The organism is Micromonospora ferruginea (assembly GCF_013694245.2).
Lineage (GTDB): Bacteria > Actinomycetota > Actinomycetes > Mycobacteriales > Micromonosporaceae > Micromonospora > Micromonospora robiginosa.
Map to the genome: position 1 here is coordinate 872,261 of NZ_CP059322.2, position 20,115 is coordinate 892,375.

A 20,115-nucleotide genomic window follows, 5' to 3' on the forward strand; every position below is an offset into this window, starting at 1 on the left:
CCTTGACCGCGATGGCCGTGCTGACAGATCCCCGCCCCCGCCCCCGCCGGACCGACCGCGTCCCCGACGGCGGGCGCCGTCGCGTGATCGCGATGGCCGTCTGGGGCGTCGCCTTCGTCGCCGCCTGGCTCGCCATCGGCCTGCCGACCGACCCGGCGTACGCGTTCCTGTGGATCTGGGCCGGCACGGTCGCCTGGAACTCGAACCGGCCGTGGCGCAGCCACCTGCGTTTCGCGCGGGACTGGATCCCGGTGGTGCTGCTGCTCGCCGCGTACAACCTGTCCCGCGGGTTCGCCGACAACGGCGCCACCCCGCACGCCATGGAGCTGATCGTCGCCGACCGGTTCCTGACCGGGTGGGTCACCGGCGGCGAGGTGCCGACCGTCTGGCTTCAGCAGCACCTCTACGACCCCGCCCGGGTGCGCTGGTGGGACGTGCTGGTGAGCTGGATCTACTTCTCGCACTTCGTGGCGACGCTGGCCGCCGCCGCGGTGCTCTGGATGCGCAACCGGGAGCGCTGGATCAGCTACATGACGCGGTGGGGTTTCCTGTGCGCGGCCGGGCTGGTCACCTACTTCGTCTACCCGGCCGCGCCGCCGTGGTGGGCGGCGCAGAACGGGCTGCTCACCGAGGTGGCCCGGATCTCCACCCGGGGCTGGAAGGAGATCGGCATGCACGGCGCGGGCAACCTGCTCAACGCCGGGCAGGTCGCCTCCAACCCGGTCGCCGCCATGCCGTCGCTGCACACCGCGTTCGCGCTGTTCGTGGTGCTGTTCTTCCTGCGCTCGGTGCGCAAGCGGTGGTGGCCGCTGCTGCTGGCCTACCCGCTGGCCATGACGTTCACGCTGATGTACAGCGGCGAGCACTACCTGATCGACGTGCTGGTCGGCTGGGCGTACGTCGGGATGACGTTCCTGGTGGTCGGCCTGGTCGAGCGCTGGTGGCGGGCGCGGCGGGCCCGCCGCGCCGGGACGCCGGCCGCCGTGACCGGCGTCACCGCCCCCGCCGCCGGTCCGGACGCCGCGCTCGCCGCCGACCCGGACGCAGTCCCTGCCGAGCGTCGCTGACCGGCCCGGCGGACGCGTGGCGGGCGGTAGTGGTTAACAAGGGGCCCCGCCTCTACCGAATGCGTTAAGAAGGGGCCCTTCCTTACACGGAACGATCGGCTTGGCGCGCGGTGCGGGCGCGGGTGGTCAGCTCCGCGGCCAGGGCCCACGCGTCGGCCAGGTCCCGGTCGACCGCCGCCGCGCCGGCGCCACCGGCGGTGTCGGCGTGCACCGTGGCCAGCCGCAGCCGCCGCTGCGCCGGCCCCTGGGTGACCCGCACGCTCTGGATCCGGGCGTACGGCACCAGCGTCACCCGGCGGGTCAGCAAGCCGGACCGGGCCACGAAGACCCGCTCGTCGAGCCCGGCGCCGACCGCCGCCCGGCTCAGCGGGCGCAGCCACCGGGCGCGTACCGGCGGCGGCGTGCCGGGCAGCGCGTCCAGCCGGACACCGGGCAGCACCTCCGCCACCACCCGCGCCCCGGTGCCGGCGTCGCCGACCGGCAGCAGCCGGTCCGGGCGGTTGCGGTCGTCCGGCTCGGCCGCCGAGTAGCCGGCCACCTCCAACCGCAGCCGCAGCCAGCCCTTCACCCGCCAGAGCAGCGGCCAGGTCACCCCGACCGTCTGCACCCGGTGCAGCGGGACCGTCTGCATCCGCGTCTCCAGCAGCCCGTTGTGCACGCGCAGCGTGTCGCCGTCGGCGTCGAGCCGGAAGCTCCAGTCGTCGAGCACCCGGCGGACCGGTTGCAGCAGCACCCCGGCCATCGCGGTGAGCGTGCTGGCCACCGCGATGAACGACCACGAGCCCTCGGACAGGAACTGCGCCACCACGAAGGCCAGGCCGAGCGGCAACAGGAACGCCTGCGGGGTGAGCAACTGGCTGACCAGCAGGTCCTGGTTGCGGACGGCGTGCAGCCGGCGGCCGGCCGGCGCCGGGGCGGCCGGCACGCCGCCGCCGTCGGCGGGCACGGGCGCGGGGGCCGGGGCCCGACCGGCCACGGCGAGCAGCCGCTGCCGCAACGCGGTGGCCTCGGCCACCCCGAGGTACGCCAGCGGCGCCTCGGTCTTGCCCCCCCCGACCACCTCCAGCCGTAGCTCGGCCAGACCGGTGAGCTGGGCCAGCAGCGGCCGGACCACCTCCACCGCCTGCAACCGCTCCAGCGGGATGGCCCGGGTACGCCGCCACAGCAGCCCCTCGTGCACCCGCAGCTCGCGCCCGACCACGTGGTAGCCGGTGTTCCACCAACTGATCACCGACAGCACGGTGGCGCCGAGGACGAAGACCGCGACCAGCACGGCGAACCATCCGAAGCCGACCCGGGACAGGGTCGACCAGGAGAGGCCGGCGATCACCACGACCAGCGACTTCGCGCCGTGCAGCGCGGGACTCAGCGGGTGCAGCCGCTGCCGGGGCTCCTCGCCGCCCGGCGGCCCCCACGGCGCCGGTCCCCACCCCCCGGGCGGCACCGGACCGGGCGGCACCGGACCGGGCCACGGCTGAGCCTGCGGGCCGGCCGGCGTGCCGTAGCCGGGCGGCGGAGTTCGGTCGGGGAGGGGGCCGTCCCAGCCCGGTGGCGGGGCATGGTCCGGCGCCGGCGCGGGTGGGGGGTACCCCGACGCCGGGGGCCACGGCTGCCCGTTCGTCACCGGCCCCGGGGCGGCCGGCGGGCCCGGCCGTTCCTCCGGCGACGGCTGCGCGCCGGGAGCGCTCACCGGACAACTTTCGTTCGCGACCGCGGGGCTCGCAGGCCCGGCTCACTCCTCGCGCTCACAGGCCCTCCGCCCGGTCCTCGCCCAGGGCGGTGAGCCGGTCGCGCAGGCGGGACGCCTCGGCCGGACGCAGGCCGGGCACCCGGGCGTCGCTGGCCGCCGCCGCGGTGTGCAACTGCACGGTGGCCAGGTCGAAGGCGCGCTCCAGGGGACCGGCGCTCACGTCCACGAACTGCATCCGCGAGTACGGGACGATGGAGAGCCGGCGCACCAGCAGTCCGTGGCGCACCAGGAGATCGTCGTCGCGCTCGGCGTACCCCCAGGCGCGGACCGCGCGCACGATGGTGATCGCCCGCCAGGCGGACAGCAGCAGCGCCACGCCGACGGCGGCGCCGAGCAGCCAGTGGCCGGAGAGCGCCCACGCCGCGCCGAGCACCACCAGCGCCACGGCGAGGCCGATGCCGAGCCGGATCAGCTCCACCCAGATCAGGTCGCGGGAGATCGGCTGCCAGTGGACCGTCTCCGGCCAGGGCTCCAGCGGGCCGCGCGGGGCGACCGACCGGCCGGCGAGGTCGTCGCCGGTCACCGGGTGGCACCGCCGCGTCCGCCGGTGGCGTGGGGCCTGATCGTCTGCTCGCTCACGATCCGAGCGTAGGCGATCCGGGCAGCGGCACCACCTCGCGCAGGAAGCCGCGTGCGTCGAGGAAGTCCCCGAGCGACGCGCGGTGGTCCGGGCAGGCCAACCAGGTCTTGCGCCGCTCGGGCGGGTGCAGGCGGGGATTCTGCCAGCGCAACTGGAACCGGGCGGGGGCACGACATCCCCGCGCCGAGCAGATCGGCGCTTCGTCCGGGCTGGGAGTGGTCACCGGGGCGAGTCTAGGCCGCGCGCCGGGAGTTTTAGCGCCGGGCGGCCACGGGGGGAGCCGCCCGGCGACGGGGTGAATCGTACACGCGCCGGACCCCCAGTTGTCCACCCGTGTTCAGCGTTTTCCGGGCGACCGGCCGTGGCGCGCCGAAAATCGTGCCTCTCCCGCCGTCGGCTCTCGGCAAGGCATGACAGTCTTGACTCGCACCACGACGCGACGACGACCCAGCTGTGGAGGACCGGTGGCCCAGCCGACCACGCCCGACGTGCCGAACCCGACCGAGGCGCCGCCGGACGCGCCGCCGCCGGCGACCACCACCCCGGCGCAGGACGCCACGCTGCTGGAGCGGGCGCTGTTCGAGATCAAACGGGTGATCGTCGGCCAGGACCGGATGGTCGAGCGGATGTTCGTCGCGCTGCTGGCCCGGGGGCACTGCCTGCTGGAGGGGGTGCCCGGGGTCGCCAAGACGCTCGCCGTCGAGACGTTGGCGCAGGTCGTCGGCGGCTCCTTCGCCCGGGTGCAGTTCACCCCCGACCTGGTGCCGGCCGACATCATGGGCACCCGGATCTACCGGCAGTCCAGCGAGAAGTTCGACGTCGAGCTGGGCCCGGTGTTCGTCAACTTCCTGCTCGCCGACGAGATCAACCGGGCGCCGGCGAAGGTGCAGTCGGCGCTGCTGGAGGTGATGAGCGAGCGGCAGGTCTCCATCGGCGGCGAGACGCACCGGGTGCCGGACCCGTTCCTGGTGATGGCCACCCAGAACCCGATCGAGCAGGAGGGCGTCTACCCGCTGCCCGAGGCGCAGCGGGACCGGTTCCTGATGAAGATCGTGGTGGGCTACCCGACCGACGCCGAGGAACGCGAGATCGTCTACCGGATGGGCGTGGCGCCGCCCGAGCCGGCGCCGGTGTTCGACACCCCCGACCTGATCGCCCTGCAGCGCAAGGCCGACCAGGTCTTCGTGCACAACGCGCTCGTCGACTACGCGGTCCGGCTGGTGCTCGCCACCCGCGCCCCGGCCGAGCACGGCATGCCCGACGTGGCCCAGCTCATCCAGTACGGCGCCAGCCCGCGCGCCTCGCTCGGCCTGGTCCGGGCCACCCGCGCGCTGGCGCTGCTGCGTGGCCGCGACTACGCGCTGCCGCAGGACGTGCAGGACATCGCGCCGGACATCCTGCGCCACCGGCTGGTGCTCAGCTACGACGCGCTCGCCGACGACGTGCCGGCCGACCACATCGTGCACCGGGTGATGTCGACCATCCCGCTGCCCGCCGTCGCGCCCCGCCAGCAGGCCACGCCACCGCCGCCGGCGGTCGGAGGACACGGGTGGCCCGGGCAGCGGCCGTGACCCCGCCCACCCGGCTGCCGGCCACCGGCGACCGCTCGGGCGCGGTGCTGGCCCGGCTCCAGCTCATGGTCACCCGCAAGCTGGACGGGCTGCTCCAGGGCGACTACGCCGGCCTGCTGCCCGGCCCGGGCAGCGAGGCGGGGGAGTCCCGGGAGTACCGACCCGGCGACGACGTGCGCCGGATGGACTGGCCGGTGACCGCCCGCACCACCATGCCGCACGTGCGGCGTACGGTGGCCGACCGCGAACTGGAGACGTGGCTGGCGGTCGACCTGTCGGCCAGCCTCGACTTCGGCACCGGGCGCTGGCTCAAGCGCGACGTGGCGGTCGCCGCGGTCGCCGCGCTGGCCCACCTGACCGTGCGCGGCGGTAACCGGATCGGCGCGGTGGTCGGCACCGGCGCGGCGGCCGGCGGGCCGGGGACGCTGCTGCGGCTGCCCGCCCGCGCCGGTCGCAAGGAGGCGCAGGGGCTGCTGCGCGCGGTCGCCGGCACCGAGGTCCGGCCCGGTCGCAGCGATCTCGGCGCGCTCGTGGACATGCTCAACCGGCCACCCCGCCGGCGGGGGGTGGCGGTGGTGATCTCCGACTTCCTCTCGCCGCCCGAGCGGTGGGGCCGTCCGCTGCGTAGGCTGCGGGTCCGTCACGACGTGCTGGCCGTCGAGGTGGTCGACCCGCGCGAACTGGAACTGCCCAACGTGGGGGTGCTGCCGGTGGTCGATCCGGAGACCGGCGAGCTGCACGAGGTGCAGACCGCCGACCCCGGCCTGCGCCGCCGGTACGCCGAGGCGGCGGCCGCCCAGCGCGGGGCGATCGCCGCCGAGCTGCGCACCGCGGGCGCGGCCCACCTGCGCCTGCGTACCGACCGAGACTGGCTGCTGGACATGGTGCGTTTCGTCGCCGCGCAGCGGCACGCCCGTACCCGAGGGACGACCCGATGATCCGTTTTCTGCAACCGTGGTGGCTGCTGGCCGTGCTGCCGGTGCTCGCCCTCGCCGCCGCGTACGTCTGGCGGCAACTGCACCGCCGGCAGTACGCCCTGCGCTTCACCAACGTCGACCTGCTGCGCACCGTCGCCCCGAAGGGGCTCGGCTGGCGCCGGCACGCGGCGGCGACCGCGTTCCTGCTCTGCCTGCTGGTGCTGGCCACCGGGCTGGCCCGGCCGGCGGTCGACACCCGGGAGCCGCTGGAACGGGCCACCGTGATGCTCGCCATCGACGTGTCGCTGTCCATGCAGGCCGACGACGTGGCGCCGAACCGGCTGGAGGCGGCCCAGGAGGCGGCCAAGCAGTTCGTCGGCGAGCTGCCGGAGAGCTACAACCTGGGGCTGGTCTCGTTCGCCAAGTCGGCGAACGTGCTGGTGGCGCCGACCAAGGATCGGGGCGCGGTGACCGCCGCCATCGACGGGCTGGTGCTGGCCGAGGCGACCGCCACCGGTGAGGCGGTGTTCACCTGCCTGGAGGCGATCCGGTCGGTGCCGGCCGACGGCGCCGCCGGCATCCCGCCGGCCCGCATCGTGCTGCTCTCCGACGGCTACCGCACCTCGGGTCGCTCGGTGGAGGAGGCGGCCGCGGCGGCGCAGGCGGCCAACGTGCCGGTCTCCACCATCGCGTTCGGCACCGACTCGGGCCAGGTGGACATCGGCGGCCAGCTCCAGCGCGTACCGGTGGACCGCAGCGCGTTGTCGCAGCTCGCGGAGACCACCCAGGGCTTCTTCTACGAGGCCGCCTCGGTGAGCGAGCTCAAGCAGGTCTACCAGGACATGGGCAGCTCGATCGGCTACCGCACGGAGCCGCGGGAGATCACCCAGTGGTACGCGGGGATCGCGTTGCTCCTGGCGCTCTGCGCCGGCGGGTTGAGCCTGCTCTGGACGTCCCGGCTGATCTGAGCCGGACCGGGCCGGTGGGGGTCAGTGGCCCCCGCCGGCCAGGACGAACAGGACCGCCACCCAGACGGCGGCGAGGGTGAAGCCCAGCGGTGCGGCGTAACGGCTCATGGTTGCGCTCCGTGGCGACGGTCGGCCCGGTGAGGCGGGCCGCGAGGGGGACCGGGAAGGACGCACACGAAGTCGTGACCGGGTGCTCCGCCGCGCGGCAGGGCCACCCCCGGCGATGCCGGCCGGGGAGTGGATGCGGTGCGGAGGGCGGGAAGCGGGTCAGCCGCGTCGACCGAGCCGTGGCTCAGCGGGGCTGACGGTGGGCCCGGCCACGACTGGGAGGATCGCTATCTCGCACAGCGATCACCTCCTGCGGTCGGCGGGGCCCGGAACGCGGGCGCAGACCGGCCCGCAGACAGTGATCAGCGTACACCGGCAGCGCGCGGACCGCGCGTCCGGGCGGGGCGTCCGAACGCGGTGCGTGAGCCGGCCCGGTCCGGCCGGCGGCCGTACCCGGCGGTGACCTGGGCGGGTTAGCGCTTACCTGCCGGTAACCCCTAGGCTCCGACCGACCGAGAGATCAGACCGAGCTTCAGGGGGACCCGTGGCCCGTACCGTGCTGGTGACCGGCGGAAACCGGGGAATCGGGCTGGCCATCGCGCAGGCCTTCGCCAAGCAGGGCGACCGGGTGGCGGTGACGCACCGCAGCGGCGAGGCCCCCGAGGGGTTCTTCGGGGTGCGGTGCGACGTGACCGACGCCGAGTCGGTGGACGCCGCGTTCGCCGCCGTGGAGGCCGAGCTGGGCCCGGTCGAGGTGCTGGTGGCCAACGCCGGCATCACCGACGACACGCTGATCATGCGGATGTCCGACGAGCAGTTCACCCGGGTGGTCGACACCAACCTGGCGGGCTCGTTCCGGGTCGCCAAGCGCGCCTCGACCAAGATGCTCCGCGCCAGGTGGGGCCGGATGATCTTCATCTCCTCGGTGGTCGGCCTCTACGGCGGCCCGGGTCAGGTCAACTACGCCGCGAGCAAGGCCGGCCTGGTCGGCGTGGCCCGCTCGATCACCCGCGAGCTGGGCGGTCGCAACATCACCGCGAACGTGGTGGCGCCCGGCTTCATCGACACCGACATGACCGCGGCGCTGCCCGAGGAGCGCCGCACCGAATACCGCAAGGCCATCCCGGCCGGCCGGTTCGCCGAGCCGGAGGAGGTGGCCGCCGTGGTCACCTGGCTCGCCTCGGACGCGGCCGGCTACATCTCCGGCGCCGTCATCCCGGTCGACGGCGGCCTCGGCATGGGTCACTGAGAGAGCACGGAGGAACTGCGCAATGTCCGGACTCCTGGCCGGTAAGCGGCTGCTGGTCACCGGTGTCATCACCGAGGCCTCCATCGCGTTCTCCGTGGCGAAACTCGCCCAGGAGAACGGCGCCCAGGTCGTGCTCACCGGCTACGGCCGCCTCTCCCTGGTGGAGCGGATCGCCAAGCGGCTGCCCGAACCGGCGCCGGTGATCGAGGTGGACGTCACCAACGACGAGCACCTCGCCGGCCTGGCCGACCGGGTACGCGAGCACGTCGACGGCCTCGACGGGGTGGTGCACTCGATCGGCTTCGCCCCGCAGAGCTGCCTCGGCGGCGGCTTCCTCGACGCGCCCTGGGCGGACGTGGCGACCGCGCTTCAGGTCTCCACGTTCTCCTACAAGTCGCTCGCCATGGCGGCGCTGCCGCTGATGTCCTCCGGCGGCGCGGTGGTGGGCCTCACCTTCGACGCCACCAAGGCGTGGCCGGTCTACGACTGGATGGGCGTGGCCAAGGCCGGGCTGGAGTCCGCCTCCCGCTACCTGGCGCTGCACCTCGGCAAGCAGGGCATCCGCAGCAACCTGGTCGCGGCCGGCCCGCTGCGCACCATCGCGGCCAAGTCGATCCCCGGCTTCGACCAGTTCGAGGAGGCCTGGACCGAGCGGGCGCCGCTGGGCTGGAACCTCACCGACTCCGAGCCGGCCGCGCGGGCCTGCCTGGCGCTGCTGTCCGACTGGTTCCCGGCCACCACCGGCGAGATCGTCCACGTCGACGGCGGCTACCACGCCCTCGGCGCCTGAGGTGTAAGGCGTTCGTAGGGGCCCCTTCTTAACGCATTCTGCATAGGAAGGGGCCCCGCCTATCATCCGGCGCCGAGGCGTTACCGCCATGAGCCGGGGGCGTCGCACGGGCGTCACGGCGGGCGGGGAAGAATAGGGCCATGGCGTACGACGCGTTGGTGCTGGTCTCCTTCGGTGGCCCGGAACGGCCCGAGGACGTTCTTCCCTTCCTGCAGAACGTGACCCGGGGGCGCGGTGTGCCGCCGGAGCGGCTGGCCGAGGTCGCCGAGCACTACCTGCACTTCGGCGGCGTGTCCCCGATCAACCAGCAGTGCCGCGACCTGCTGGCGGCGATCCGGGCCGACTTCGCCGCCAACGGCGTCGACCTCCCGGTCTACTGGGGCAACCGCAACTGGGACCCGATGCTCGCCGACACCGTGGCGCGGATGCGCGACGACGGGATCACCCGGGCGTTGGCGTTCGTCACCAGCGCCTACGGCGGCTACTCGTCCTGCCGGCAATACCAGGAGGACATCGCCACCGCCCGGGCCGCGGTCGGTCCGGACGCCCCGGTGATCGAGAAGCTGCGCCAGTTCTGGGACCATCCCGGTTTCGTCGAGCCGCACGCCGACGCGGTGCGTGCCGCGCTGGCCCAGCTCGACCCGGCGAAGCGGGACAGCACCCGGCTGGTGTTCACCGCCCACTCGATCCCGGTCTCCGCCGCCGCCACCGCCGGCCCGCACGGCGGCCGCTACACCGCGCAGTTGGAGGAGACCGCCCGCCTGGTGCACGCCGCGGCCGCGCCCGACCTGCCGTACGAGCTGGTGTGGCAGAGCCGGTCCGGCCCGCCGCAGGTGCCGTGGCTGGAGCCGGACGTCAACGACCACCTGACCGCCCTCGCCGAGCAGGGGGTGACCGGCGTGGTGGTCAGCCCGATCGGCTTCGTCTCCGACCACCTGGAGGTGGTCTGGGACCTGGACACCGAGGCCCTGGAGACGGCGAAGCAGCTCGGGCTGGACTTCGTCCGCGCCGGCACCCCGGGCACCGATCCGCGCTTCGTGGCGATGGTCCGGGAGCTGGTGCGGGAGCGCATCGCGGCGGACGGGGAGCGCCGTCGCCTCGGCGAGCTGCCGGCGTGGGACACCTGCCCGGCGCTGTGCTGCGTACCCCCGGCCCGCCGGCCCTGAGCCCGACCGATCACCGACACCCTGGGGACGACACGATGCATGACCGCAAGCCGGTGCAGAGCTGGCTCACCGACATGGACGGCGTGCTGGTGCACGAGGGCCAGCCGGTGCCCGGTGCCCCCGAGTTCGTCCAGAAGCTGCGCGCCTCCGGCAAGCCGTTCCTGGTGCTGACGAACAACTCCATCTACACCCCGCGCGACCTGCAGGCCCGGCTGGCCCGGATGGGGCTGGACGTGCCGGAGGAGGCGATCTGGTCGTCGGCCCTGGCCACCGCCCAGTTCCTCGCCGACCAGCGGCCGGGCGGCACCGCGTACGTGATCGGTGAGGCCGGCCTGACCACGGCCCTGCACGCGGTGGGATACGTGCTCAGCGACTTCGCCCCGGACTACGTGGTGCTGGGGGAGACCCGCACCTACAGCTTCGAGGCGATCACCAAGGCGATCCGGCTGATCGACGACGGCGCCCGGTTCATCTGCACCAACCCGGACGCCACCGGCCCCTCGGTGGAGGGCGCGCTGCCGGCGGCCGGCTCGGTGGCCGCGATGATCTCCAAGGCGACCGGCGTGGAGCCCTACTTCGTCGGCAAGCCCAACCCGATGATGATGCGCTCCGCGTTGAACACCATCGACGCCCACTCGGAGTCCACCGCGATGATCGGCGACCGGATGGACACCGACATCCTCTGCGGGCTGGAGGCCGGGCTGGAGACGATCCTGGTGCTCACCGGCATCAGCAGCCGGGCCGAGGCCGAGCGGTACCCGTACCGTCCGTCCCGGATCGTCGACTCGGTGGCCGACCTGATCGACGAGGTCTGAGCCGGCGGTCTACAGCCGCAGCGGGGCGTTGCAGGCGGCCACCAGGGCCTGCCGGCAGGCGGTGGTCAGCGGCCGCAACGCCGCGTCCCGCTGCTGCGCCTCGTGGGTGTTCACCGCGCCGCCCGGCGCGCTCTCCCCGGCCAGGGCGAGCACCCGGTCCAGCACGGCTGCCCGGGCGAACAGCCGGCGCGACCGCGGGTCGAAGCCGGGCGGCAGGTCGGTGCCGCCGTCGGGGCGGCGCAGCGCGGCGAGCGCGCCGGCCAGCTCTGGTCGCCACTGGGCGACGTCCAGCCGGGTCAGCGCGGCGGTCGTCTCGGCCAGCGCGGCGGCCAGTTCGGCCTCGGCCTCGGCGGCGCCGGGCGTGACCAGCGACGCCTTCGGCGCGTCCGCCGGCAGCGGGTGCACCCGCCAGAGCACGGTCTCCCAGGTCATCCCGGAGCCGGAGGTGTGCGTGCGGACCTCGGGCACCAGCCCGAGCCCGCTGGCGACCACCGCCTCGCCGGCCAGCAGCGCGGCGCCGGCGAACGCGCCGGGGCCGGGCAGCCCGCGCGGGTCGCCGGGCGCGGGCAGCACCAGGCGGATCTCGTCCGGGGAGTGCTTGGCCAGGCTGGGCAGCGCCTCCCGCAGGGACACGTCGGTCCAGGTGCCGGGGGCGTCGGCGACGAGGTGCTCCTCGTCGCCGGCGATGGCGTCGGCGACCTCGTCGAACGGCACGAGCCCGGCGCGCCAGGCGCGCACCCAGGCGACGAACCGGCTCGACCGGCGCGGAGCCAGCGTGGCCGCGCCCGTTGCGGGGGAGGACATGCGGAAAGGGTACGTGGTGGCCGCCGCCGCTGTCTCGGCTGCCGCACCGCTGGCGTGGCCTGCCCCCAACTACCCCCTTCGCACCGGTTCGTGCCGGAGGACGGGGACCCGCCCGGCGCGTCGGCGGGCGACACGCCGGTCGCTGTGGTTAGCGTGATCGTCATGGCGGGGCGATACGACGGGGACGTGCTGGCGGGTGACTGGCGGCGGCGGAAGGTGACGCCCGAGGTCGATGCCGAGCCCGAGCTGGTGGTCGAGGACGCCGACTCCGGCTTCTGCGGCGCGGTGGTCGGGTTCGACTCCGGCGCGGTGGTGCTTGAGGACCGGCACGGGCGCCGGCGCAACTTTCCGCTGCTGCCCGCCGCGTTCCTGCTCGACGGCCGGCCGGTCACGTTGCGCCGCCCGGTTCGCGCTCCGGTTCCCGCCGCCCGCCGGCGCACCGCCTCCGGCTCGATCGCCGTGGACGACGTGCGGGCGCAGGTGGCCAAGGCCAGCCGGATCTGGGTGGAGGGCGTGCACGACGCCGCGCTGGTCGAGCGGATCTGGGGCGACGACCTGCGGATCGAGGGCGTGGTGGTGGAACCGCTCGACGGCATCGACGAGCTGGCCGCCGAGGTGCGCGCGTTCGCCCCCGGCCCGGAGCGGCGGCTCGGCGTGCTGGTCGACCATCTCGTCCCCGGCTCCAAGGAGAGCCGGATCGTGGCCCGGGTGACCTCGCCGCACGTGCTGGTCACCGGGCATCCCTACGTCGACGTGTGGCAGGCCGTGCGGCCGGCGGCGCTGGGCATCGCCGCGTGGCCGGTGGTGCCGCCCGGACGCCCCTGGAAGGAGGGCGTCTGCGCGGCGCTCGGGGTGGCCGAGCCGGCGGACATGTGGCGGCACATCCTGTCCCGGGTGGACAGTTTCGCCGACGTGGAGACGCCGTTGATCAACGCGATGGAGCGGTTGATCGATTTCGTCACCTCGCCCGGGTGAGTGGTTGTTGCGGTTGAGGGCCGGGGGCGACCGTGATCGGCTCCGGGCGGTCAGGCTTGATCCCTGCGCCGATCACGGTCGCCCCCGGCCCCGTCGGGCGCCGGGTTCGCGGGTCGGTTGCCGCCCGGTGAGCGCGTCGCACCCGGACCGGGTCGGCTCGGGCACGCCTCCCGGGCGCCCGCCGGACGGCGAAGTGGACGATCCAGAGCCGATGACGTGTACGTGTCGGGTTACCCGGGCCACCGCCGGCCACCACGCCCCGAGGTCGTCTCGTGTCGTCGCCCCGACTCGCTGATCAAGGAGTTTGCGCGCGTGCGGAGATCAACGCCGACACAAACCCCTTGATCACGGCCTGGAGGGTGGGGGTGTTCGTCGATCATGGAGTTGTGGTGGGTGATGGAACGGGCGTAACGGGGCGGTACGGGCGCCACAAGTCCAAGATCGACGGGGCTGGGCAGGGCGGGGCAGGGCGGGGCTCAGGGAGCCTGGTCAGGGGTGCGGGTGAGGACGAAGGTGGCGATGTCCAGGGCTACCGGGGTGCCGGCGGAATCGCGGACGACGGTGAGGATCTCGCCGTCCTGCGGGCCGGAGCGGCCCCGCCAGCGGTCCGGCCCCTCCGGGGTGAAGCGGAGCGGCGGGCCGCCCACCATCCCGCCCACCAGGTCGCCGGCGGCGTCGACGCGGAACCCGTACTCCACGCCCATCCACCACCAGCGGCCGGTCAGCTCGGTCAGCTCGGCGGCGGGCGGCGCGGCGGCCGGACGCCAGGGCGCGGGCGCGGTCGGCTCGGCGTCCAGCACCCGGGTGAGCACCTCGCGGCCCAGCGCGGAGATGTGGTGCCCGCCGCGCATCCCGTACGAGTTGGCGAAGTCGACCACGGCGGTCCTGGTCGGACGGTGCACCGCCAGGCCGGCGACGTAGCCGGGCATGGAGCCGCCGTGGCCGACGTACACCCGTTCGCCGACCCGGTAGAACTCCACGCCGAGGCCGTGCCCGCCGGTCCACGAGTCCAGGTCGCTGATCGCCACCGGGACGCACATCTCGGTCAGCGTCGCCGGGTCGAGCAGCGCCGGGTCCGGGTCGGCGAGGAACGTCGCCCAGCGGGCCAGGTCCTCGACGGTCGACCAGAGCTGACCGGCGGGCGCCATCGCGCCGCTGTCGGTCAGCGGTTCCTCCCGCAGCGTCTCGTGCCAGGGGTGCACGACGAAACCCCGGGCGTACGGCTCGGCGGGGAGCACGGTGGTGCGGCGCATGCCCAGCGGCGCGAGCAGCCGTTCGGTCAGCAGGTCGGCCCACGGCGCGCCGGCGATCCGCTCCAGCGCGGCGCCGAGCAGCCCGTACGCCAGGTTGGAGTAGTGGTAGAGGCGGTGCGGCGGGTAGGCGATCTTGTCCGGGGTCAGCCCGGCGAGCAGGGTGTCCAGGTCCCGGCCCGCCGCGCGTTCCCACCACTCGCCGTCCGGCTCGCGTTGCAGGCCGCTGGCGTGCCCGAGCAGTTGGCGCACGGTGAGCGCGCCGACCGGGGTGCCGGGCAGGTGCTTGTCGAGCGGGTCGTCCAGGGCGAGGCGGCCGGCGTCGCGGTGCTGCATCACCAGCACCGCGGTCATGGTCTTGGTGATCGAGCCGATCCGGTACTGGAGGTCGACGTCGGGGCGCGGGTGCTCGCCGGCGAGCGCGACGTGCGCGAGTTCGCCGTTCCGGACCACGCCCAGCGCGAGCGACGGGGCGTGGCCCTCCGCCTGAGCGCGGGCCACCAGCAGGTCCACCTGGCGTGCGGTCTCGGGCAGCAGAGCCATCTCTCGTCCTCCTCGTCGCCGTGCCGTGGGCCGAGCCTAGCGATCATGACAGTTCGATGACACGTGCCTTCACGTGTCACGATTGGTCACGTGGACGCCGTGTTCTGGATCGTTCTGGGTGTGGTATTGGCGGTCGCCGAGATCTTCACGACGACGCTGTTCCTGATCATGTTCGGCGTCGGGGCGTTCGCCGCCGCCGGCGCCGCGGCGCTCGGCGCGCCGGTCGCGCTCCAGGCGGTGATTTTCGCGGTGGTCTCGGCGCTGTCCCTGGCGGTGGCCCGGCCGGTGATCCGGCGCAACGCCCGCTCGGCGTTGGAGACCGGCGACCAGCCGTTCGGCGTGGAGGCGATCGAGGGGGCCACCGCGGTGGTCCTGGAGCCGGTGGACGCCGACCGCGGCATGGTCAAGATCGACGGTGAGCTGTGGACGGCCCGGTCGTTCGACGCGACGCGGAGCTACGCGGCGGGCGAGCGGGTGCAGGTGATAAAGGTCCGGGGCGCGACCGCCCTGGTCTGGCAGGACGACATTTCCGCCCCGGGCGAGCTGCCCGAAGCGAGAGGGTGAACCATATGGAGTTTGCAGCGATCCTGTTGATCGCCGTGGCGGTGATCGTCGTGGTGACACTGGCCAAGGCGGTGCGGATCGTGCCGCAGCAGCGTCAGGACGTGGTGGAGCGGCTCGGTAGGTACAAGCGCACCCTGAGCCCCGGGCTCAACCTGCTGGTGCCCTTCGTCGACGCGGTGCGCACCAAGGTCGACATGCGCGAGCAGGTGGTCAGCTTCCCGCCGCAGCCGGTGATCACCTCCGACAACCTGGTCGTGTCGATCGACACCGTCCTCTACTTCAAGGTGGTCGACTCGGTCCGCGCCACCTACGAGATCTCGAACTTCCTCCAGGCGATCGAGCAGCTCACCGTCACCACGCTGCGGAACGTGATCGGCTCGCTGGACCTGGAGCGCGCGCTGACCAGCCGCGAGGAGATCAACCGGCACCTCTCCGGCGTGCTGGACGAGACCACCGGCCGCTGGGGCATCAAGGTGACCCGGGTGGAGATCAAGGCGATCGAGCCGCCGCCGAGCATCCGCGACTCGATGGAGAAGCAGATGCGCGCCGAGCGGGACCGCCGGGCCGCGATCCTCAACGCCGAGGGGCACAAGCAGTCGCAGATCCTCACCGCCGAGGGTGAGAAGCAGGCCGCGGTGCTGCGCGCCGACGGTGACCGGCAGGCCCGGATCCTCCAGGCCGAGGGTCAGGCGAAGGCGATCCGCACCGTCTTCGACGCGATCCACACCGCCAACCCGAGCCAGAAGGTGCTGGCCTACCAATACCTTCAGGCGCTGCCGCAGATCGCCAACGGCACCGCCAACAAGGTCTGGATCGTGCCGACCGAGCTCACCAAGGCCCTGGAGGGCATGGGCGGCGCGCTGGGCGGGCTGGCGAACATGGTCGGCGACCAGCCGTCGCCGGAGGCCGCCAGGACCGCCGGCGAGGTGGAGCGGGAGGCCGCCGAGGCGGCCCAGGCCGCGGCCGTCGCGGCCCAGGAGATCCACGACGAGGTACGCGTGGCGGAGGCGCAGGCCACCGGCGGCAACACGGCCAAGGGCCTGCCGGCCCCGGAGCCGGTGTCCCCGGAGACGCTGCTCACCGACCCGGCGGACCAGCGCGAGCGGGGCTGACCGGCAAATCCGAGAATCGCTCATCCGGCGCCCCGGCGGCTGCCACCATCGGTCTGAAGGACGGGTGGTGACCAGGGCCGGGGCGCCGTTGCGTGTCCCGGGCCGCCCGTGACGCGAGCGAGGTGGCGCATGACGGAACCGGCGAACCGGCTCTTCTCCCGTACCCCGGTCCCCGGCGCGCACGACCCCGGCGGACCGCTCGGCTCCCGGCGGACCGGGGGTGGGTTCGGGGTGCTGCCGTTCGTCTCCGAACCGGGGCCGGGCGCGCCCGCCACGGACGCGAGCTGGGCCTGGTCAGTCCGCCGGTTCGCCCGCGCGGCGGTCTGGCTGCTGCCGGCGTACGCGGTCCTCTACGGCGTGGTGGCGCTGGCCAGCGACGGCGGTGTCGGCAACGATCCCTACCCGGCCGACGGGCAGCCGCTCTACCTGGTCGGCTGGGTGGCGTCGGTCTGGCTGGGCCTGCTCGCCCTGCTCGCGCTCACCGGTCTGCTCGCGGCCACCCGCTGCCGCCGGATCGCGCTGGCCGGGCTGCTGGCCAGCATCGGCGGGATGGTGCTGATGCTGCCGTTCGCCGGGCTGGCCGAGCAGACGCCGGTGTTCGGGCTGACCGCGCGCGGGATCGTCCTGTTCGGGGCCACCTGCTACAGCGTGGGCTGGTTCCTCACCGGTTGGTCGGTCGCCCGGTCCGGGATGTTCTCCTACGGCGACGGGACGATGCTGATGATCGCCGCCCCGCTGCTCGGCCTGGGTGGTGCGCTGATCGGCTCGTTGCAGACCTTCGGCGCGATGTTCGTGCTGGTCGCCGGCATCGGCATCGGCTACCGCAGCGGTCGCCTGGTGCCCGAGACGATCGCCCGCGACGCGGCGGCGGCCAGCGTCGCCGCCGCCCCGGCGCCGCCGGCGTCACCGGACGGCCCGCTTGCCACCGGGTGACCGGTTCACGGTCGGCGCCGATGCTGAACTGTTGCCGTGAGGTAACTGACAGTTGCCTGACGAACTGGCCGGTAGGCGGCTTTCGCGGCAATCCTTGCGTCCATGCCGTCTCCCCGGTCGCCGTTGTCGCGCCTGTTCACCGTGCTGCTCGCGGGCCTGCTCGCCGGGCTCGTCCTCGCGCTCGCCGCGCTCCCGACGGGCCTGCTCGGCGGGTTCGTCGCCAAGGCCAGCCTCGGCGCCTACGAGGAGCTGCCCGACGCGCTGCGCACCCCGGCGCAGCCGCAGCGCTCCTACCTCTACGCCAACGACGGCAAGACGCTGATCACCACGTTCTACGACGTGAACCGCACCGACGTGCCGCTGGCCGAGATCGCGCCGGTGATGCGCCAGGCGATCATCAGCGCCGAGGACCGGCGGTTCTACTCGCACGGCGGCGCCGACCTGCGCGGCATCGCCCGTGCGCTGGTGGCCAACGTCAAGGGCGGCGGCACCGAGCAGGGCGGCTCCACGCTGACCATGCAGTACGTCCGCAACGTGCTCAAGACCGACCCGACCCGCACCGCCGAGGAGCGGCAGGCCGCCACCGAGCAGACCGTCGGGCGCAAGCTCCAGGAGATCCGGTACGCGAACGCGCTGGAGCGGTCGCTGTCCAAGGACGAGATCCTCAACCGCTACCTGAACATCGCGTACTTCGGCTCCGGCGCGTACGGGGTGGCCGCCGCCGCCCAGCGCTACTTCGGCACGACGCCTGCCGACCTGACCCTCGGCCAGGCGGCGCTGCTCGCCGGCCTGGTCCAGTCGCCCGACGAGTACAGCCCGATCGACGGTGACAAGGAGCAGGCACTCGCCCGCCGCGGGTACGTGCTCGACGCGATGGCCGAGACCGGCGCGATCACCGCCCCGCAGGCCGCGGCGGCGAAGGCCGAGCCGCTCACGCTGCGTCCGACCGCGCAGCCCAACGGCTGCACCGCGACCGCGCAGGGCCACGACGACTGGGGCTTCTTCTGCGACTACCTGCGCCAGTGGTGGCTCACCCAGCCGGCCTTCGGCAACACCGCCGAGGAGCGCGAGCAGGCGCTGCGCCGGGGCGGCTACCGGGTGGTCACCACGCTCGACGCGAAGGTCCAGCAGACCGCGCAGGCGCAGGCCACCAAGGTCTACGGGTACGACGACAAGCGCGCCCTGCCGATCGCGGCGGTCGAGCCCGGCACCGGCCGGGTGCTCGCCATGGCGGTAAACCGGCACTACGGCCTGGCCGACAACCCGGCCGGGCAGGCCAACCACCCGAACACGGTGAACCCGCTGATCTCCGGCGGCCCGAGCGTCGACGGCTACCAGGCCGGCTCCACGTTCAAGATGTTCACCATGCTGGCCGCGCTGGAGGCCGGTAAGCCGCTCGCCACCGGCTTCGACGCGCCGGCCAAGCTGCCCACCCGCTACGCCTCGGACGCCGAGGGCAACTGCGACGGCACGTGGTGCCCGGGCAACGCCAACCCGGAGTGGATGGACGGCTACCGGATGATGTGGGACGGCTTCGGCCGCTCCGTGAACACCTACTTCGTCTGGCTGGCCGAGCAGGTCGGCGAGGACAAGGTGGTCCAGATGGCGCAACGCCTGGGCATCACGTTCCGGGCCGACTCGGACGCCGCGTTCGCCCGCGACAACGCCGCGAACTGGGGCGCGTTCACGCTCGGCGTGGCCGCCACCACCCCGCTCGACCTGGCCAACGCGTACGCGACGGTGGCGGCCGAGGGCACCTACTGCTCGCCGCTGCCGGTGGTCTCGGTGACCTCGCCGGACGGCGGGAAGGTCGACGTGGGGCAGCCGAACTGCAAGCGGGTGCTGGAGCCGGACGTGGCCCGGGCGGCCACCGACGCGGCCCGCTGCCCGGTGGGTCAGCAGTCGGCGTACGGGCAGTGCAACGGCGGCACCGCCACCGGCGTCAACGGGATCGTCGACCGACCGGTGGCCGGCAAGACGGGCAGCTCGGAGCAGAACGCCACCGAGACGTTCGTCGGGTACACCCCGCAGGTGGCGGTCGCCGGCATCGCCGCGAACCCGGACGACTCGACCGACCTGGTCGGCTCCGCCGTGCAGGCGAAGGTGATCGACGCGGTGGCCCGGACGATCCGGACGGCGGTGGCCGGCAAGCCGGTGCGGGACTTCACCGCGCCCAGCCGCGAGCTGGCCGGCACCCCGCAGCGCCCCCAGCCCCGCCCGCAACCCCAGCCCCAGCCCCGTGAGGACAACCGCAACCTCCCCGCCGACCTGCTCCGCTGGCTCCAGAACCGCGGCTAGGTGTAAGGCGGGGGCCCTTCTTAACGCATTCTGCATAAGAAGGGCCCCCGCCAAACACGCCGGGCGCGGGGTGTCGGATTCGCTGTGGCGGCTCCGACCCATCGGTGAGCGCGCTCGACGAACGGGGGCGCCGGTGAGTGGAGGAGCGCGCCATGAGCAAGGTCATCTACTGGGTGCACCAGTCGGTCGACGGTTTCATCGAGGGGCCGAAGGGCGAGTTCGACTGGCCGGCGATGGAGGCTGAGCTGTCCGCGTACTCCCTGGAGCTGACCGAGCGGGCCGGCGCGTTCGTCTACGGGCGGCGGGTGTGGGAGATGATGGCCTCCTACTGGCCGGACGCCGGGTCGACCTCCGACCACCCGCACAACCGGGCGTTCGCGCCGATCTGGCGGCGTACCCCGAAGGTGGTGGTCTCCCGCACGCTCACCGAGGCCGACCACGGCGCCCGGGTGATCGGCGGCGAAGACCTGGCGGCGGAGTGGGCCGCCCTGCGGGCGGAGACCGACGGCGACCTGCTGGTCACCGGCGGGACCGGCGCGGCGACGGCGCTGGCGGCGCTCGGGCTGGTCGACGAGTACCAGGTGGTGGTGCACCCGGTGCTGCTCGGCGGCGGGAAGCAGGTGCTGCCCGACGTCGCCCGCCACGACCTGCGGCTGGTCGGGACGCGTCCGTTCGACGGGCGCGCGGTGCTGCTGCGCTACGAGCGGGCGTGAGC

At 73.9% G+C, this 20,115-nt stretch carries 19 protein-coding genes; 14 read left to right on the forward strand and 5 right to left on the reverse strand.

Translation table 11 applies throughout. The annotated features are described in order from the left end of the window. Positions 1–11 precede the first annotated feature (11 nt). Positions 12–1,067, forward strand: coding sequence for a phosphatase PAP2 family protein (locus tag H1D33_RS04100; protein ID WP_181569327.1), 1,056 nt, complete (start codon positions 12–14; stop codon positions 1,065–1,067). A gap of 82 nt (positions 1,068–1,149) precedes the next feature. On the opposite strand, the gene H1D33_RS04105 is transcribed toward H1D33_RS04100, so the two are convergent. The 3 genes from H1D33_RS04105 to H1D33_RS04115 all read right to left on the reverse strand — a co-directional run bounded on the left by H1D33_RS04105 (position 1,150) and on the right by H1D33_RS04115 (position 3,620). After that, positions 1,150–2,526 carry a PH domain-containing protein gene (locus H1D33_RS04105; protein ID WP_414685530.1) on the reverse strand — a complete coding sequence of 459 codons (1,377 nt, stop codon included), beginning with the start codon at positions 2,524–2,526 and terminating at the stop codon, positions 1,150–1,152. A gap of 286 nt (positions 2,527–2,812) precedes the next feature. Further along, positions 2,813–3,340, reverse strand: coding sequence for a PH domain-containing protein (locus H1D33_RS04110; RefSeq protein WP_181569326.1), 528 nt, complete (start codon positions 3,338–3,340; stop codon positions 2,813–2,815). 52 nt (positions 3,341–3,392) lie between these two features. Then, positions 3,393–3,620 (reverse strand): hypothetical protein, encoded by a 228-nt coding sequence (locus tag H1D33_RS04115; protein WP_181569325.1) that lies wholly within the window; start codon positions 3,618–3,620, stop codon positions 3,393–3,395. A 241-nt stretch (positions 3,621–3,861) separates the two neighbouring features. Between H1D33_RS04115 and H1D33_RS04120 the strand changes: the two genes are divergently transcribed. The 7 genes from H1D33_RS04120 (at position 3,862) to H1D33_RS04150 (ending at position 10,921) form a co-directional block, all read left to right on the forward strand. Then, complete coding sequence (locus H1D33_RS04120) at positions 3,862–4,968, forward strand: AAA family ATPase (RefSeq protein ID WP_181569324.1); 1,107 nt, start codon at positions 3,862–3,864, stop codon at positions 4,966–4,968. Continuing rightward, entirely contained in the window at positions 4,947–5,906 is a 960-nt protein-coding gene (locus tag H1D33_RS04125) for a DUF58 domain-containing protein (RefSeq protein WP_181569323.1), read from the forward strand. The genes H1D33_RS04120 and H1D33_RS04125 overlap by 22 nt, the downstream gene beginning before the upstream one ends. Further along, a complete protein-coding gene (locus H1D33_RS04130) occupies positions 5,903–6,853 on the forward strand; it encodes a VWA domain-containing protein (RefSeq protein ID WP_181569322.1) in 951 nt (316 codons plus the stop codon). The genes H1D33_RS04125 and H1D33_RS04130 overlap by 4 nt, the downstream gene beginning before the upstream one ends. Before the next feature lie 592 nt (positions 6,854–7,445). After that, complete coding sequence (gene fabG / locus H1D33_RS04135) at positions 7,446–8,150, forward strand: beta-ketoacyl-ACP reductase (RefSeq protein WP_091066754.1); 705 nt, start codon at positions 7,446–7,448, stop codon at positions 8,148–8,150. Positions 8,151–8,172: 22 nt separating this feature from the next. After that, positions 8,173–8,940 carry an enoyl-ACP reductase FabI gene (gene fabI, locus H1D33_RS04140; protein ID WP_181569321.1) on the forward strand — a complete coding sequence of 256 codons (768 nt, stop codon included), beginning with the start codon at positions 8,173–8,175 and terminating at the stop codon, positions 8,938–8,940. 140 nt (positions 8,941–9,080) lie between these two features. After that, a complete protein-coding gene (locus tag H1D33_RS04145) occupies positions 9,081–10,106 on the forward strand; it encodes a ferrochelatase (RefSeq protein WP_181569320.1) in 1,026 nt (341 codons plus the stop codon). Continuing rightward, a complete protein-coding gene (locus H1D33_RS04150; protein WP_181569319.1) occupies positions 10,055–10,921 on the forward strand; it encodes an HAD-IIA family hydrolase in 867 nt (288 codons plus the stop codon). Before H1D33_RS04145 ends, H1D33_RS04150 begins: the two co-directional genes overlap by 52 nt. 9 nt (positions 10,922–10,930) lie before the next feature. Here H1D33_RS04150 and H1D33_RS04155 read toward each other — a convergent pair whose 3' ends face one another. Further along, the gene (locus H1D33_RS04155) at positions 10,931–11,725 is read right to left on the reverse strand and encodes a hypothetical protein (protein ID WP_181569318.1); all 795 of its coding nucleotides are present in this window, start codon (positions 11,723–11,725) and stop codon (positions 10,931–10,933) included. Positions 11,726–11,887: 162 nt separating this feature from the next. Here H1D33_RS04155 and H1D33_RS04160 point away from each other — a divergent pair, with 162 nt between their 5' ends. Continuing rightward, a complete protein-coding gene (locus H1D33_RS04160) occupies positions 11,888–12,700 on the forward strand; it encodes a DUF3097 domain-containing protein (protein WP_181569317.1) in 813 nt (270 codons plus the stop codon). A 476-nt stretch (positions 12,701–13,176) separates the two neighbouring features. On the opposite strand, the gene H1D33_RS04165 is transcribed toward H1D33_RS04160, so the two are convergent. Then, positions 13,177–14,493, reverse strand: coding sequence for a serine hydrolase domain-containing protein (locus H1D33_RS04165; protein ID WP_181569316.1), 1,317 nt, complete (start codon positions 14,491–14,493; stop codon positions 13,177–13,179). Between the two features lie 90 nt (positions 14,494–14,583). Between H1D33_RS04165 and H1D33_RS04170 the strand changes: the two genes are divergently transcribed. From H1D33_RS04170 to H1D33_RS04190, 5 genes are all read left to right on the forward strand, one after another. Further along, positions 14,584–15,057, forward strand: coding sequence for an NfeD family protein (locus H1D33_RS04170; RefSeq protein ID WP_181569315.1), 474 nt, complete (start codon positions 14,584–14,586; stop codon positions 15,055–15,057). A 5-nt stretch (positions 15,058–15,062) separates the two neighbouring features. Next, a complete protein-coding gene (locus H1D33_RS04175) occupies positions 15,063–16,169 on the forward strand; it encodes an SPFH domain-containing protein (protein WP_181569314.1) in 1,107 nt (368 codons plus the stop codon). Positions 16,170–16,298: 129 nt separating this feature from the next. Then, positions 16,299–17,102, forward strand: coding sequence for a hypothetical protein (locus H1D33_RS04180; protein WP_181569313.1), 804 nt, complete (start codon positions 16,299–16,301; stop codon positions 17,100–17,102). 102 nt (positions 17,103–17,204) lie between these two features. After that, the gene (locus tag H1D33_RS04185; RefSeq protein ID WP_181569312.1) at positions 17,205–19,400 is read left to right on the forward strand and encodes a transglycosylase domain-containing protein; all 2,196 of its coding nucleotides are present in this window, start codon (positions 17,205–17,207) and stop codon (positions 19,398–19,400) included. Positions 19,401–19,552: 152 nt separating this feature from the next. After that, positions 19,553–20,113: a dihydrofolate reductase family protein gene (locus tag H1D33_RS04190; RefSeq protein ID WP_181569311.1), complete on the forward strand. Its 561-nt coding sequence runs from the start codon at positions 19,553–19,555 to the stop codon at positions 20,111–20,113. The last annotated feature ends 2 nt before the right edge of the window (positions 20,114–20,115 follow it).

Bases quoted from the DNA above. Each gene is read 5' to 3' on its own strand.
- H1D33_RS04190 (WP_181569311.1), top strand. From the start codon at position 19,553: ATGAGCAAGGTCATCTACTGGGTGCACCAGTCGGTCGACGGTTTCATC.
- fabI (WP_181569321.1), top strand. From the start codon at position 8,173: ATGTCCGGACTCCTGGCCGGTAAGCGGCTGCTGGTCACCGGTGTCATC.
- H1D33_RS04180 (WP_181569313.1), top strand. From the start codon at position 16,299: ATGACGGAACCGGCGAACCGGCTCTTCTCCCGTACCCCGGTCCCCGGC.
- H1D33_RS04155 (WP_181569318.1), bottom strand. From the start codon at position 11,725: ATGTCCTCCCCCGCAACGGGCGCGGCCACGCTGGCTCCGCGCCGGTCG.
- H1D33_RS04130 (WP_181569322.1), top strand. From the start codon at position 5,903: ATGATCCGTTTTCTGCAACCGTGGTGGCTGCTGGCCGTGCTGCCGGTG.
- H1D33_RS04185 (WP_181569312.1), top strand. From the start codon at position 17,205: ATGCCGTCTCCCCGGTCGCCGTTGTCGCGCCTGTTCACCGTGCTGCTC.
- H1D33_RS04100 (WP_181569327.1), top strand. From the start codon at position 12: ATGGCCGTGCTGACAGATCCCCGCCCCCGCCCCCGCCGGACCGACCGC.
- H1D33_RS04175 (WP_181569314.1), top strand. From the start codon at position 15,063: ATGGAGTTTGCAGCGATCCTGTTGATCGCCGTGGCGGTGATCGTCGTG.
- H1D33_RS04145 (WP_181569320.1), top strand. From the start codon at position 9,081: ATGGCGTACGACGCGTTGGTGCTGGTCTCCTTCGGTGGCCCGGAACGG.
- H1D33_RS04160 (WP_181569317.1), top strand. From the start codon at position 11,888: ATGGCGGGGCGATACGACGGGGACGTGCTGGCGGGTGACTGGCGGCGG.
- H1D33_RS04165 (WP_181569316.1), bottom strand. From the start codon at position 14,493: ATGGCTCTGCTGCCCGAGACCGCACGCCAGGTGGACCTGCTGGTGGCC.